The organism is Serinicoccus sp. CUA-874 (assembly GCF_001942225.1).
Taxonomy (GTDB): domain Bacteria; phylum Actinomycetota; class Actinomycetes; order Actinomycetales; family Dermatophilaceae; genus Ornithinicoccus; species Ornithinicoccus marinus.
The window spans coordinates 175,051-188,641 of record NZ_MKJZ01000011.1 but is presented as its reverse complement, the minus strand read 5'-3'; the positions used below and the strand labels follow the sequence as shown (position 1 = coordinate 188,641).

The following is a 13,591-nucleotide window of genomic DNA, read 5'->3' as shown; positions in this document are numbered from 1 at the left end:
GCAGCGGGGAGCGGATCGCGCTGCAAGCCCCAGAGGGCGAGTGCGACGACCGCGAGACTGCTGAGCAGGGCCACCGCCGCGACCGGCGAGAACCGGCCGCGGCGGGGCTGGGTCCGGGGCAAGGGTCAGGCGACCTCGCGACGGACCAGGCGGCTGCCGGCGAGCACCGCACCGGCAGCGCCGGCCATGAGGAGCACCGCGAGGACCGGCCCCGAGGTGGCCAGGCCACCCTGGCCCGAGGGGACGCCGCCCGGGTCACCGTGCAGGCCGTCGATGGTCTGCACCGCGAGGTCGAGCGTGCCGTCCTCGGCGGAGCCCCACGCGTAGACGATGGTGTTGGTGCCCTCGGCGAGGTCGAGGTCGGCCGGGCCGATCACGACGTCCTCGGTGCCCGCGAGCACCACGTCGGCCGACACCATGGCGGCCTCGAGGTTGAGGATCCCCTCGTTGGGGTTGGTGAGCCCCTCCACCACGGGGCTGCCCCCGGCGCGCACGTCGACCGCCGGGGCCGCTGCCGCGTGCCGGACGGTCAGCCGGGCCTGGCCGGCGTCGAGCGCGGAGGTGTCGTTGGCGAAGGCGGACAGCGTCGGGGTGCCGTCCTCCATCAGGTGCGCGGCGAGGGTGACGTTGGCGCCTCCCGGCACCTCGACGCCCTCGGCGGAGATGGCCGGCTCGGCCGACTCGGGGTCGTCGCCGTCGGCATACACCTCGATGTCGTAGCTGCCCTCGGGGAGCATCATCGGGTCGGTCAGCGTGCCGGGCTCGAAGTCGGGGACGGTCTCCTCACCGTTGACGTAGACGTCGACGGTGAGACCGGGGACACCGTGCAGGACCGAGACCGTGGCCTCGTGGTTGTCGGCCATCGCCGGACCGGCGAGGGCGACCGTGCTGGCGCCGGCCAGCAGGGCGACGGCGCTCGTGGCTGTGATCTTCCGCATGAGGGGTGCTCCTTCATCGCAGCTGGGGTGGACTGGTTCCACCCTCACTCACCATTACGAGCCGACAACCCCAGGCGGATTCATCCTTTGTCAAAAGTTTTTGTCGAGTATGTCTCACCCACTTCCCCTTGTGCCGCGCGGTTCGAAGGAGGAGACTGCCCTACATAGGACAAGGGTTGGACACACCGGTCCGGCCCTGACGAGCACCAGGAGGGTGACGATGAGCGAGCACCAGGGACAGATGACCGGCACGGACGGGCAGCAGGTGTCGTGGACCGACCTCGGCAAGGAGATGTGGAACTACCTCACCGGCCAGGGCGCGGCGATCAACTACACCTTCCAGGACATGGCCGTGGAGGTGCCGCGCGACACCGGCGCGGACGCACCGCGCGCGACGTGGAAGCTGGACGGCACGCTGCGGATCACCACCGAGGACCGCGAGCACGGCGCGAGCTGAGCGCGGGATGACGCAGCAGCTGCACATCGACGCCGACCTGCGGCTGACGATCACGGTCCCGTCGAAGGGGGACGGGTCGGACGAGCAGGTGACGGCGACCGTCCGGGGCTCGGGCACGCAGATCGAGGTCCAGCTCGACCAGCTCGGCGGCATCCCGCTCGGCCTGGGGCGTCGCGCTGCCTCGGACCTCGTCTCCGACGTCGGGAGCGCGGCCGCGGACGCGGGCCTGACCATCTCGGTGGCCGGTCCCGACGGGCCGGTGCTCGCCCTGGGTCAGGTGCGCTCGCGCTTCCTCGACCGGGTCGTGACCGGGTCGCGTCATGTCGAGGTGCGCGACCGGCGTGGTGCGCTGCGCATGTTGCGGGACGCCCGGGGGGGCGGTCCCTCGCTGGCCGAGCTGGCGCCGCCGGCGACCCCGTGGCCGATCGTCCCGACGGGCGCCCGTCCGCGGCGGCGCCGGGTCACGACGACCCACGACCCGCTGGGCGGCGGCAACCCGCGGCTCGTCTATTACCCCGCTCCCGGTCCGGAGCAGGGGGCGCCGCGGCTGGTGGCACCGCTGCGCCGCGGGACGACCACCATCGGCTCCGAGGAGGAGTGCGACATCGTCGTCCCCGGGCTCGATCCGCAGCACGCCGAGATCCGGCGCGACCCGACCACCGACGAGTACCTCCTGCACGCCTCGCCGGGCAGCTACGCCGGGGTCGGTGGGCAGCCCGCCGACGCCGACGGGACCGTGCTGCGCACCGGGGCGACGGTGGTCTGTGGTGACCAGACCTTCGTCTACCAGCGCGAGGAGTATGCCGACCACGGGCGACCCTACGGCGGTCGCGAGGGCGGCGAGTTCAGCCGCCAGCGACCGCAGCGCCCACCGCGGCACTACCAGCGCTGAGGCGCAGACCTGGCCGTCGAGGACGGCTGCGACAGACCCCACCGGGCGTCGCGGACCCAGAGCGCGGGGCTCGTGTCCGCGACGTCCGGTGGTCAGACCGAGAAGCCGCGCAGCAGTGCGGCGGTGCCCTCGAGGTGGTCGCGCATGGCTTCCTCCGCCGGCCCCGGCGCGCCCCCGAGCACCGCCGCGACCACGGCCTCGTGCTGCCGGGTCGAGTGCGCGAGGTTGGGCGGGATGAGCGGGATGCGGTCGAGCATGGCATTCGTCCGGTCGCGCACGTCGGCCACGACGCCCGCCAGGCTGGGCGATCCGCTCAGCTCGGCGAGCACGAGGTGCAGCCGGGCGTCGAACGGGCGGTACTGCTCCACCCCCGCTGCCGCGCAGTCTTGCGAGGCCTGACGCAGCCGCCCCTGCTCCGCCGGTGACAGCTCGCGGACGGCCGCGAGCGCCGCGGCAGCCGGCTCGACGATCCTCCGCAGCGTCAGCACGTCCTCCACCTGCGCCGCCACCAGGCCGCCCTCGGCCCCGCTCGCCGGCACCGGTCCCGAGACGTAGGTGCCGCCGTAGCGGCCCCGGCGCACGCTGACGTAGCCCGCCGCGCGCAGCTCGCCGATGACCTCCCGCAGCGTCGTCCGGGAGACCTGGAGCGAGGTCGCCAGCTCACGCTCCGGGGGCAGCTTGGACCCGGGCGGGAAGGTCCCGAGGCGCAGCAGGCGCAGCACCCGCTCCATCGTCTCCTCGAAGGCGTTGCCGCGCCGGACCGGCACCACCCGTGGATCGCGACCCTCCTGCATACCCGACACCGTAGGCCCTGGTCGGGCCTTGACGGCTTCCGGCAATAGCGCCAGACTCGCCCCTGACGCTCAATGGACCAATAGTGATCCATTGACGAGGAAGGGACGACATGGCGCGCAGGGTCGACTACCAGCAGGTCGCGGACGACTACCACCAGCACCGACAGCTCAAGAAGGGCGCCGCGGGGTGGGTGCTGCTCGCCGGGCTCGGCGTCAGCTACGTCATCTCCGGCGACTTCGCGGGCTGGAACTTCGGTCTCGACGAGGGTGGCTGGGGAGGTCTGCTCATCGCCACCGTGCTCATGGCGGTCATGTACACCTGCATGGTGCTCGGCCTGGCCGAGATGTCCTCCACCCTCCCGACCGCCGGGGCGGGCTACGGTTTCGCCCGCCGGGCGCTGGGTCCGCTGGGCGGCTACGCGACCGGGGTCGCGGTGCTCATCGAGTATGCCGTCGCCCCCGCCGCGATCGCGGTCTTCATCGGCGGCTACGTCGAGGCGCTCGGCCTGTTCGGGCTGACGAACTCGTGGCCGGTCTACCTCGTCGCCTACCTCGTCTTCATCGGCCTGCACATCTGGGGCGTCGGCGAGGCGCTCAAGGTGATGTTCGCGATCACCGCCGTCGCGTCGTGGCTCTCGTCGCCACCGTCGTCGGGCTGGTGCCGTACTTCGACCCCGCGAACCTCACCGACATCGCGGTCAGCGACGCCGCGGGCGCCAGCGACCTGCTGCCCTACGGCTTCGCGGGAGCAGTCGCGGCGCTGGTCTACGGCATCTGGTTCTTCCTCGCCGTCGAGGGCGTGCCGCTGGCTGCCGAGGAGACCGCCGACCCCAAGCGCGACATGCCGCGCGGCATCATCGTCGCGATGGGCGTGCTGCTCGTCTTCGCCGCGCTCATGCTGCTGCTCGTCCCCGGCTCGGCCGGCGCCGAGACCGTCCGCACCTCCGACAACCCCCTGCCCGAGGCGCTGCGCGCGGCCCGCGGCGACGACGACTGGATCGCGGGCTTCGTCAACTACGCCGGCCTGGCCGGCCTGATCGCCAGCTTCTTCTCGATCATCTACGCCTACTCCCGGCAGCTGTTCGCGCTGTCGCGGGCCGGCTACCTGCCACGCTTCCTGTCCCTGACCGGCTCCCGGCAGACGCCGTGGGTGGCGCTCGTCGTCCCCGGCACGATCGGCTTCCTGCTGGCGGCGCTCACCCAGAACGGCGCGCTGCTCATCAACATCGCCGTCTTCGGTGCCACCGTGTCCTACGTCCTGCTCAACCTCTCCCACATCGTGCTGCGCCGTCGCGAGCCCGACCTGGAGCGCGGCTACCGCACGCCCGGCGGGGTCGTCACGACGGGCATCGCGCTCGTGCTCAGCGTCGTGGCGGTCATCGCCACGTTCTTCGTCGACACGACCGCCGCCTGGATCACCGCGGGTGTCTTCGGTGCCTTCGTCGCCTACTTCTGGTTCTACAGCCGTCACCACCTGGTCTCCTCCGCCCCGGAGGAGGAGTTCGACCAGCTCACCGAGGCAGAAGGGGGCCTGCGATGACCCACCCGCGCAGCGAGCGGATGCTCACCGTCGACCAGCTCCGGGCGGGGGTGGCCGACGCCAGCATCGAGACCGTCGTCGTCGCCTTCACCGACATGCAGGGCCGGCTGCAGGGCAAGTACCTCCACGCCGCCTACTTCGTCGAGCACGCGCTCGGGCACGGCGTCGAGGGGTGCAACTACCTGCTCGCCGTGGACACCGAGATGAACACCGTCGACGGCTACGCCATCTCCTCCTGGGAGGCGGGCTACGGCGACATGGAGTTCACCCTGGACCTGGACACGATCCGCTGGGTCCCGTGGCTGGAGCGCACGGTGATGATCCAGTGCGACCTGGCGCTCACCGACGGCACCCCGGTGCCGATGTCGCCGCGCGCCATGCTCGCCTCGCAGGTCGAGCGGGCGGCGGGGCACGGCTGGTCCGCGGTCGCCGGCACCGAGCTGGAGTTCGTCGTCTACCGCGACTCTTTCGAGGAGGCCTGGACCAAGGGGTATACCGGTCTCACCCCCGCGAACCAGTACAACGTGGACTACTCGATCGTGGGCTCGGGCCGGGTCGAGCCGCTGCTGCGCCGGATCCGGTCGGACATGTGGACGGCCGGCATGACGGTGGAGTCGGCCAAGGGCGAGTGCAATCTCGGCCAGCACGAGATCGGCTTCCTCTTCGACGACGTCGTGACCACCTGCGACAACCACAGCGTCTACAAGACCGGCGCGAAGATGATCGCGGCCGACATGGGCCAGTCGCTGACCTTCATGGCCAAGCCCAACGAGCGAGAGGGCAACTCCTGTCACATCCACCTGTCGCTGCGCGGCCTGGACGGGTCGACGATCTTCTGGGAGGACGGCGGACGCACCGCGCTCTACGACCACTTCATCGCCGGGGTGCTGGCGACGATGCGCGAGTTCACCCTCTTCTACGCTCCCAACATCAACTCTTACAAGCGCTTCGCGCAGGGCTCTTTCGCCCCGACCGCCGTCGCCTGGGGCCAGGACAACCGGACCTGCTCGGTGCGCACCGTCGGGGAGGGCTCGTCGGCGCGGATGGAGAACCGGGTGCCCGGCGGTGACTGCAACCCCTACCTCGCGGTGGCCGCGATGATGGCCGGTGGCCTGCACGGCATCGAGCAGGAGCTCGAGCTGGAACCCATGATGACCGGCAACGCCTACGAGTCCGACGCCCCGCTGGTGCCGCACACCCTGCGCGAGGCCCGGGATCTCTTCGCGGCCTCCGAGGTCGCGCGGCAGGCCTTCGGGGAGGACGTCGTGGACCACTACGTCAACATGGCGGACGTGGAGATCACCGCCTTCGACGCGGCCGTGACCGACTGGGAGCTGAGGCGGGGGTTCGAGCGTCTGTGAGCCGACCGCGGATCGGGCTGACCACCTACTACAAGGAGGCGGCCTGGGGAGTCTGGCGACGGGAGGCAGCCGTCGTGCCCGGCGTCTACGTCGAGGCAGTCGCCGCGGCAGGAGGGGCGCCACTGCTGCTGCCACCGGTGGGGCTGGACCCCGCCGTCCTCGACGTCCTGGACGCCCTCGTGCTCGTCGGGGGGGCGGACGTCGACGCGGCGCAGTATGCCGCCGCCCCCCACCCGAGCACCGCGCCGGAGCCGGTGCGCGACGCCCCGGAGCTGGCGCTGGCCCGGGCGGCGCTGGAGCGCGAGGTCCCGCTGCTGGCGATCTGCCGCGGGGTGCAGGTGCTCAACGTCGCCCTGGGCGGCACGCTGGAGCAGCACCTGCCCGACCGGCTGGGGCACACGGCATACCAGCCGAGCCCGGGGGTCTTCGGCGAGGTGACCTTCCGCACCGAGCCGGGGTCACGGATCGCTGCGGTGCTCGGGGCGGAGGCCGCCTCGCCGTGCTACCACCACCAGGGCATCGACCGGGTCGCCGACGGGCTGGTCGTCACCGCCCGATCCGCGGACGGCGTGGTCCAGGCGCTCGAGCCGGCGGACCACGCGGGGTGGGCGATCGGCGTGCAGTTCCACCCGGAGGAGAACCCCGCCGACCGGCGGCTCTTCCACGCACTGGTCCACCAGGCCGCCACAGGAGAGGAGAGACCGACCGGATGAGCACCACCACCCCCAGCACCACCGACGTCATCAACCCGGCGACCGAGGAGGTCATCACCACCCTCGAGCTCGCGACGTGGCGCAGACCGACCGCGCGATCGAGACCGCCCAGCGGGCCTTCCAGGGCTGGCGCGAAGTCTCCCCCGCCGACCGTGCGCGACTGCTGCGGCGCTTCGCGGCGGTGGTCGACGAGCACGTCGAGGAGCTGGCGCAGCTCGAGGTCGCGAATGCCGGGCACACGATCGGCAACGCCCGCTGGGAGGCGGGCAACGTCCGGGACGTCCTCAACTACTACGCCGGTGCGCCGGAGCGGCCCGGTGGCGAGACGATCCCGGTCGACGGGGGCGTCGCGATGACCTTCGCCGAGCCGCTGGGCGTGGTGGGTGTCATCGTCCCGTGGAACTTCCCGATGCCCATCGCCGGGTGGGCGATCGGCCCGGCGCTGGCGGCCGGCAACACCGTCGTGCTCAAGCCGGCCGAGCTGACCCCGCTGACCGCGCTGCGGCTGGCCGACCTGGCGCTGGAGGCAGGGATCCCCGAGGGGGTGCTGCAGGTCGTTCCTGGCGCCGGGTCGGTCGTCGGCGAGCGCCTCGTCACCCACCCGCTGGTGCGCAAGGTGGTCTTCACCGGCTCCACCGCGGTCGGCAAGCGGGTGATGGCCAGGTGCGCCGACCAGGTCAAGCGGGTGACCCTCGAGCTCGGCGGCAAGAACGCCAGCATCGTCTTCGCCGACGCCGACCTCGACGCGGCGGCTGCGGCGGCCCCGGGCGGGGCCTTCGACAACGCGGGGCAGGACTGCTGCGCCCGGTCCCGGCTGCTGGTGCAGTCGGACGTGCTCGACGCCTTCCTGGAGCGGCTGGAGCCGGTGGTGCGCGGCTTCGTGTGCGGCGACCCGGCCGAGGAGAGCAGCGGTATGGGGCCGCTGATCTCCGCGGCGCAGCGAGACGTGGTGGCGGGCTACGTCGCCGACGCGGAGGTGCTCCTCGCCGGTGACGCCCCGCAGGGACCCGGCTACTGGCACCCGGCGACGGTGCTGCATACCCGAACGGAGCAGGACCCGGCCTTCACCGACGAGATCTTCGGGCCGGTGATCTCGGTGCTGCCGTTCCGCGACGAGGCGGACGCGCTACGGATCGCCAACGACACGGCCTACGGGCTGTCCGGGTCGATCTGGACCCGCGACGTGGGCCGGGCGCTGCGGGTGGCGCGGCGGCTGGAGGCGGGCAACCTCGCCGTCAACAGCCACAGCTCGGTGCGCTACAACACCCCCTTCGGCGGGTTCAAGCAGTCCGGCCTCGGGCGCGAGCTCGGGCCGCACGCGCTGGACGCCTTCTCCGAGACCAAGACCATCTTCATCGCCACCGGCGAGTGACCCGAGAGGACTGACGTGACCACAGGCAGCGCACCGAGGACGGACCTCACCCAGCGGCTCGCGGGACGGGTCGCCGTCGTGACCGGGGCGGCGAGCGGCATCGGGCTGGCCAGCGCCCGCCGGCTCGCCGCGGAAGGAGCCACGGTCGTGCTCGCGGACATCTGCGAGGACGCCGCGGGGAGCGCGCTCGCGGAGGAGCTGGACGGGATGTTCGTGCCCACCGACGTCACCGACCCCGACCAGGTGGAGCGGCTCTTCGCCACGGCGAGGCAGACCTACGGCAGCGTGGACGTCGCCTTCAACAACGCCGGGATCTCCCCGCCGGACGACGACTCCATCCTGGAGACCGGGCTGGAGGCGTGGCGCCGGGTGCAGGAGGTCAACCTCACCAGCGTCTACCTCTGCTGCAAGGCGGCGCTGCCGCACATGATCGAGCAGGGCCGCGGCTCGATCATCAACACCGCGTCCTTTGTGGCGGTCATGGGCGCGGCGACCTCGCAGATCTCCTACTCGGCGTCCAAGGGCGGGGTGCTGTCCATGACGCGCGAGCTGGGGGTGCAGTTCGCGCGGCAGGGGATCCGGGTCAACGCCCTGTGCCCCGGGCCGGTGAACACGCCGCTGCTGCAGGAGCTCTTCGCCTCCGACCCGGAGCGGGCGCAGCGGCGCCTGGTGCACGTGCCGATGGGGCGTTTCGGTGAGCCGGAGGAGATGGCCGCGGCGGTGGCCTTCCTGGCCAGCGACGACAGCTCGTTCATGACGGCGGCGGAGTTCCTCGTCGACGGTGGGATCAGCTCGGCCTACGTCACTCCGCTGGACGGCTGACCTCGTCGCCGCAGGCCGACGACCGCTGTCTCACGGCCTCCCGGTCTCCCGGTCTGACGGCGCTCCGCACCGGCTGCGCCTCCTGGGCCAGACTCCTACCCGGATCACCCGAGGGCGCGGCGGGCCCCGGCTCCGTAGGGTCAGGTCATGGCTGAGGGTCACGCCGTCCACGGGATGGCCGGGCGGGTGCGTCGGCTGCGGGGACAGCCGGGCCGCTCCAGCGGGCCCGTCACCGAGGACTTCGACCCTGGCCTGCTGGACGGTCTCGTCGTCGCCGACGCCGAGGCCCACGGCAAGCACCTGCTGGTGCACGTCGAGGGCACCGCGTGGTCCGGGCACTTCCACCTGGGCATGCACGGGGCTGTGTCCGTGCGCCGCCACCGGCGTGCGCTGGGCGAGGACGGGCTGCCGCGCACCGATCCGCCGGTCCCGGCCGGGCTGGCCTGGCGCTTCCTCACCGCGACCTACCTGCTCCAGATCACCCGGCCGACGATCTGCGAGCTGCTCGATCCCGCGGGTGTCTCCACCCTGCACCAGCGGCTCGGCCCGGACCCGCTCCGGGACGACGCCGACCCCGAGGTGGCGGTCGCGCGGCTGCACCGGTCGCGCCGCGCGATCGGGCTGCTGCTGCTCGACCAGTCCGTCGTGTCCGGGATCGGCAACGTCTATCGCGCCGAGCTGCTCTGGCGGGCGCGGATCGACCCCCACTCTCCGGGCAGCGCCATCCCGGTGGACGCGCTGCGCGCACTCTGGCAGGACGCGATCGACCTCATGACCGTCGGGCTGGGGGCCGGGTGGATCGTCACCCACCCGGATCAGCTCGTCGCCGCACGGGACCTGCTGGTCCGGGAGGAGCCGGTCCCGCGCTGGCGCAAGAACTACGCGGTCTACCTGCGCCGCGGCCGACCGTGCCCGCGCTGCGGCGCTGCGGTCGAGGCCGAACGGATGGGCCTGCAGACGGCCTACTGGTGCCCCGGCTGCCAGGTGCTCCACCGCTGACGGCCGCATCGGGGAGTCCTCAGAACGGCGGCGCGTCGCCCTCGGGCGGGGTGTCGACCTCGTCACGGAGAGAGCCGTCTCGATCAGTGTCGCTGTCCTCGTCGAGACCCAGCACCCGGTCCACGGTCGGGGTGCCCGGGTCCGCGCCGCTGCGGCGCTGCCCCGAGGAGGTCGTCCGGGTGGCCCACATCCAGCCGGCGAGCGGGCCGCCGTGCTCGCCGGAGCCCGGATGGTCGTCACGATCCTCGAGGAAGGCGCCGGGACCACGGTGGGCGAGGGCCGCGTAGAAGGCCCGGGCGAGCAGGTCGCGTCGATCCTCCAGGTCGGCGCGCTCCCCGGGAGGCTCTCCGACGAGGGCGGGGTCGAGCGGCGCGAGGCGGTCCACCGCCGCCAGCAGCTCCTCGTGCCGAGAGGCCGGCGATCCCACTCCACCACGGCCGGACCGGTCAGCACCGGCGCGCGGGTCACCCGCCGTGCCGTCCCCCGTGGCTGCGCCGATGCCCCGCGCCTGCCCGGATCTGAAGCTTCCGCCCTGAGCCGACTCGGATCCGGACCCGTCGCCCACGGCTGCGTCGGCTGGGCGTGCTCCACGTGACTGCTGGGCGTACTGACGGTAGTCGTGGACCCTGGTCGTCTCGACCTGACCGAGCAGCGAGATCCACGTCAGGTCCCGCACGTCGTTGATCTCGCTGAACGCCCACCCGCGGGTCTTGAGCTCGTGCGGCCGCTTCGCGAGCGCCACGAGGTTGGTCTCCGCGGTCGCCCCGCCGGTGCTGTCCTCGGACCAGGGCTGCACATGGTCCAGCTCGCAGACCGCCCCCGGTTGTCGAGAGCCCGGGGACCGCGAGTGCAGGTCGGCGGCCAGCACCTGGCGCCGCATCGCCGCGTCCGGCCGGTAGGAGGCCGTGCTCCGCTCGACCAGCCGACCGTCGGCCGGGTCGATCAGGAGCCGGGACAGAGTCGTCCCCGGGGTCAGCGCGAGCTCACGCAGGTGCCCCGGCGCCACGTAGGCAGGTTGGCGACCGAGGAGCATCCCGACCTCGCCACCCCCGACCTGACCGGTGCCTCGTCGATCCCCACCGGGGGCCCGTCGGGTCACGTCCTCAACCGCGCCTGCGGGGGTGTGACTCGAGGGACCCGGGCGGCCAGCAGCGCCTCGGCTGTCCGATGGGCTGACCCGGCTGCTTGCATCTCGATCTCCATCTCGACGCCTGCACCCGGTGCAGGCAGCCTGCCCCGCCAGGGCGCCCCAGGGCACCACGACCTGGAGCTCGACCGCCGGCATACCGGTGACGGCCCGGGCGATCGAGGCGCGGTCTGGCGTCACGAGGTGGTCCTCGTCGTCCGGCTGGCCGTCGTCTCCGCGTTCGGGCTCGGGCACCTGGCCGTGGACGAGCAGAGTCGCGGCGACGTCGGCCCGCAGCTGGTCCAGCGTGCGTGGATCGCCCTGCTTGCGCAGCAGTCGCGCGGCCCGCTCGATCCGGGTGTGCGCCGCGACGATCGACACCACCGAGCTGGTCACCGACAGCGTGGCCGTCCCGTCGTCGTCGACCTGCACGCTGGCTCGGCGGGCACGGTAGGCGGCGCGCCGCCGCTCTCGCTCGGCCACGACGTCCTCGCCCTCGGCCCGCCGCGCCTCACGCTCCAGCGCGGCCACGTAGTCCGCCGCGTGCCAGGGACGCTCGCGCACCGCACCATCGGCGTCGAGGCGTTCGGAGACCACCGTCTCCGGGTCGTCGCCGAAGAGCCCCTCGACCACGAGCCCGGCGCCCTCCGCGGGCAGGCTGCCGCACCGCCGCCAGAAGGAGCGCACCATCGGCCAGGTCACCTCTCCCCGGTCCAGGCCCCCAGCACCGCCGAGCGCACCCCGGCCGGGGCACAGGCGAGGGCCACGAGGTGTCTCGCTTCCGTCACCCCCATCCCGAGCTTGAGCTCCACCTCGGCGCAGGCGGCCCGCTTGGTCTCGGTGCGCCACTTCGCCCGCTGCCCCTGCGTCAGCTCCTCGACGCTGGTGAACCCTTTCTGCGCCAGCACCGCCGCCCCGGTGACCGCCACGACCAGCCGGGCTGCCTCGACGAGCCTCGCGTCGAGGCCCGCCCGCGCCGCGGCGATCGTGCCGAGCGCGTCCAGCGCAGCGGACTCCGGCGTCGCCCGCTGCTCCATCGCCGCTGTCGCCATGCCCTGCCTCCCCCTGGAGATCCGGCGCCAGGATCCGGTGCCGTCCACCCATCATACTCGAACATGTGTTCGAGTGCAAGGCTCATCCACACCCCAGCAGACGGGACTCCTGTGACCCAGCACGCACCCCGGCACCTCGACGCCGTCGCGACCGCGCGCGGCTACGCCGACGGCTCGCTCGCCCCTGCCGAGGTCGTCGCCGAGATCCAGTCGGTCATCGACGCGCGGGAGCCCGAGCTCAACGCGCTGGCCTTCCGCGACGACGTCGCGGACACGCTGCACCAGGCGCGCGCGTCGGCGCACCGCTGGGAGCAAGGGCGACCGCTGAGCCCCGTCGACGGGCTGACGGTGACCCTCAAGGAGAACGTCGCCCGCGCCGGCGTGCCGATGACGATGGGCTGCGCGGGCGTCCAGCCGGTCGTGCCCGAGGTCGACTCCCCCGTCGCCCGACGCTGCCGCGAGGCCGGTCTCGTCGTGCTCGGCTCCACGGTCATGCCCGACTGGGGCATGCTCTCCTCCGGCGTGTCCAGCCGCCACGGCATCACCCGCTCGCCGCTGGACCCGGCCTGGACCACGGGCGGCTCCAGCTCCGGCGCCGGCGCCGCGGCGGCAGGCGGCTACGGACCGCTCCACGTCGGCACCGACATCGGTGGCTCGATCCGGCTGCCGGGCACCTGGCTGGGTCTGGCCACGCTGAAGCCGAGCGCGGGGCGCATACCCCTGCACGCGCCGTATCTCGGCCGCGTCGCCGGGCCGATGGCCCGCACCGCCGCCGACTGCGCCCTGCTCATGTCGGTGCTCGCCGGACCGGACCCGGTGGACTGGACCTCGCTGCCCGACCAACGGATCGACTGGACCGACCTCGACCTCGATCTCACCGGGATGCGGGTCGGCCTGTGGACCGAGGCGGGGTATGGCGTCGAGCCGGACCCCGACGTCGTCGCCGCGGTCGAGGCCGCCGCGGCGGAGCTCGAGCGCACCGGCGCGCGGGTCGAGCCGGTCGGACCCTGGCTCACGCAGGACCTGCTCGACGGGATCGACCGGTTCTGGCAGGCCCGTTCGTGGGCCGACTACTCCCGGCTCGCGCCGGAGCAGCAGGCCCGGGTGCTCCCCTACATCACCGAGTGGGTGTCCCGAGCAGCCGACCTCACCGGCACCGAGGTGATGGACGCCTACCACGCCTTCGGGCAGGTCCAGGCGCGCACGAGCGCGGCGTGGGCCGCCGCCGGCGACCCCGAGGTGCTCCTCTCCCCCGTCGCCCCGGGAGTCGCCTTCCCGGCCGTGCAGCCCATGCCCTACCCGGACGACGGGCGCGGCCTGTGGCACATCAACTTCACGATGCCGTGGAACATGACCGGCCAGCCCGCCGGGACCGTCGACGCGGGCCGGACCGCCGACGGCCGGCCGATCGGGGTGCAGGTGGTCGGGCGCCCCTTCGACGACCGCGGGGTGCTGCGCGTCCTGCACGCGCTGGAGCGTCGCTGACGCGGCCCGGAGACGGTCCTCGCCACAACAGGACGTCCGC

11 protein-coding genes and 2 pseudogenes are annotated in these 13,591 nt (G+C 73.0%); 9 read left to right on the top strand and 4 right to left on the bottom strand.

What is annotated here, in order from left to right; all coding sequences use genetic code 11:
• Nucleotides 1-125: 125 nt before the first annotated feature.
• On the bottom strand, nt 126-938 hold the full coding sequence (locus BJF80_RS04515) for a DUF4397 domain-containing protein (RefSeq protein WP_075811665.1): 813 nt from the start codon (nt 936-938) through the stop codon (nt 126-128).
• A 220-nt stretch (nt 939-1,158) separates the two neighbouring features.
• On the opposite strand from BJF80_RS04515, the gene BJF80_RS04510 reads away from it, so the two are divergent.
• Nucleotides 1,159-1,395: a hypothetical protein gene (locus BJF80_RS04510; RefSeq protein ID WP_022923353.1), complete on the top strand. Its 237-nt coding sequence runs from the start codon at nt 1,159-1,161 to the stop codon at nt 1,393-1,395.
• 7 nt (nt 1,396-1,402) lie between these two features.
• Nucleotides 1,403-2,287: an FHA domain-containing protein gene (locus BJF80_RS04505; protein ID WP_083673452.1), complete on the top strand. Its 885-nt coding sequence runs from the start codon at nt 1,403-1,405 to the stop codon at nt 2,285-2,287.
• 92 nt (nt 2,288-2,379) lie between these two features.
• Here the strand turns inward: BJF80_RS04505 and BJF80_RS04500 are convergent, their stop codons facing one another.
• Nucleotides 2,380-3,081 (bottom strand): FadR/GntR family transcriptional regulator, encoded by a 702-nt coding sequence (locus BJF80_RS04500; protein WP_075811663.1) that lies wholly within the window; start codon nt 3,079-3,081, stop codon nt 2,380-2,382.
• A 110-nt stretch (nt 3,082-3,191) separates the two neighbouring features.
• Here BJF80_RS04500 and eat point away from each other — a divergent pair.
• The 6 genes and pseudogenes from eat (at nt 3,192) to BJF80_RS04470 (ending at nt 9,888) form a co-directional block, all read left to right on the top strand.
• A pseudogene (eat, locus tag BJF80_RS04495) lies at nt 3,192-4,621 on the top strand (ethanolamine permease).
• Complete coding sequence (locus tag BJF80_RS04490) at nt 4,618-5,982, top strand: glutamine synthetase family protein (RefSeq protein WP_022923357.1); 1,365 nt, start codon at nt 4,618-4,620, stop codon at nt 5,980-5,982. Before eat ends, BJF80_RS04490 begins: the two are co-directional and overlap by 4 nt.
• Nucleotides 5,979-6,695, top strand: a complete 717-nt coding sequence (locus BJF80_RS04485; RefSeq protein ID WP_075811661.1) for a gamma-glutamyl-gamma-aminobutyrate hydrolase family protein — start codon at nt 5,979-5,981, stop codon at nt 6,693-6,695. The genes BJF80_RS04490 and BJF80_RS04485 overlap by 4 nt, the downstream gene beginning before the upstream one ends.
• Nucleotides 6,692-8,067 (top strand): annotated as a pseudogene (locus tag BJF80_RS04480) (aldehyde dehydrogenase family protein). The gene BJF80_RS04485 and the pseudogene BJF80_RS04480 overlap by 4 nt, the downstream one beginning before the upstream one ends.
• Nucleotides 8,068-8,082: 15 nt before the next feature.
• A complete protein-coding gene (locus tag BJF80_RS04475) occupies nt 8,083-8,889 on the top strand; it encodes a 3-oxoacyl-ACP reductase (RefSeq protein WP_075811659.1) in 807 nt (268 codons plus the stop codon).
• A gap of 147 nt (nt 8,890-9,036) precedes the next feature.
• A complete protein-coding gene (locus tag BJF80_RS04470) occupies nt 9,037-9,888 on the top strand; it encodes an Fpg/Nei family DNA glycosylase (RefSeq protein WP_075811657.1) in 852 nt (283 codons plus the stop codon).
• Between the two features lie 19 nt (nt 9,889-9,907).
• Here the strand turns inward: BJF80_RS04470 and BJF80_RS04465 are convergent, their stop codons facing one another.
• Together BJF80_RS04465 and BJF80_RS04460 are read right to left on the bottom strand one after the other, a co-directional pair.
• Nucleotides 9,908-11,704 carry an HNH endonuclease gene (locus BJF80_RS04465; protein WP_143553975.1) on the bottom strand — a complete coding sequence of 599 codons (1,797 nt, stop codon included), beginning with the start codon at nt 11,702-11,704 and terminating at the stop codon, nt 9,908-9,910.
• A gap of 8 nt (nt 11,705-11,712) precedes the next feature.
• Nucleotides 11,713-12,066 (bottom strand): hypothetical protein, encoded by a 354-nt coding sequence (locus tag BJF80_RS04460; RefSeq protein ID WP_143553974.1) that lies wholly within the window; start codon nt 12,064-12,066, stop codon nt 11,713-11,715.
• Between the two features lie 111 nt (nt 12,067-12,177).
• Between BJF80_RS04460 and BJF80_RS04455 the strand changes: the two genes are divergently transcribed.
• Entirely contained in the window at nt 12,178-13,551 is a 1,374-nt protein-coding gene (locus BJF80_RS04455) for an amidase (RefSeq protein WP_075811651.1), read from the top strand.
• Nucleotides 13,552-13,591 lie beyond the last annotated feature (40 nt).

Excerpts from the sequence above, each read along its gene's own strand:
- BJF80_RS04490 (WP_022923357.1), top strand. The coding sequence starts at position 4,618 with ATGACCCACCCGCGCAGCGAGCGGATGCTCACCGTCGACCAGCTCCGG.
- BJF80_RS04500 (WP_075811663.1), bottom strand. The coding sequence starts at position 3,081 with ATGCAGGAGGGTCGCGATCCACGGGTGGTGCCGGTCCGGCGCGGCAAC.
- BJF80_RS04510 (WP_022923353.1), top strand. The coding sequence starts at position 1,159 with ATGAGCGAGCACCAGGGACAGATGACCGGCACGGACGGGCAGCAGGTG.
- BJF80_RS04515 (WP_075811665.1), bottom strand. The coding sequence starts at position 938 with ATGCGGAAGATCACAGCCACGAGCGCCGTCGCCCTGCTGGCCGGCGCC.
- BJF80_RS04460 (WP_143553974.1), bottom strand. The coding sequence starts at position 12,066 with ATGGCGACAGCGGCGATGGAGCAGCGGGCGACGCCGGAGTCCGCTGCG.
- BJF80_RS04470 (WP_075811657.1), top strand. The coding sequence starts at position 9,037 with ATGGCTGAGGGTCACGCCGTCCACGGGATGGCCGGGCGGGTGCGTCGG.
- BJF80_RS04505 (WP_083673452.1), top strand. The coding sequence starts at position 1,403 with ATGACGCAGCAGCTGCACATCGACGCCGACCTGCGGCTGACGATCACG.
- BJF80_RS04465 (WP_143553975.1), bottom strand. The coding sequence starts at position 11,704 with ATGGTGCGCTCCTTCTGGCGGCGGTGCGGCAGCCTGCCCGCGGAGGGC.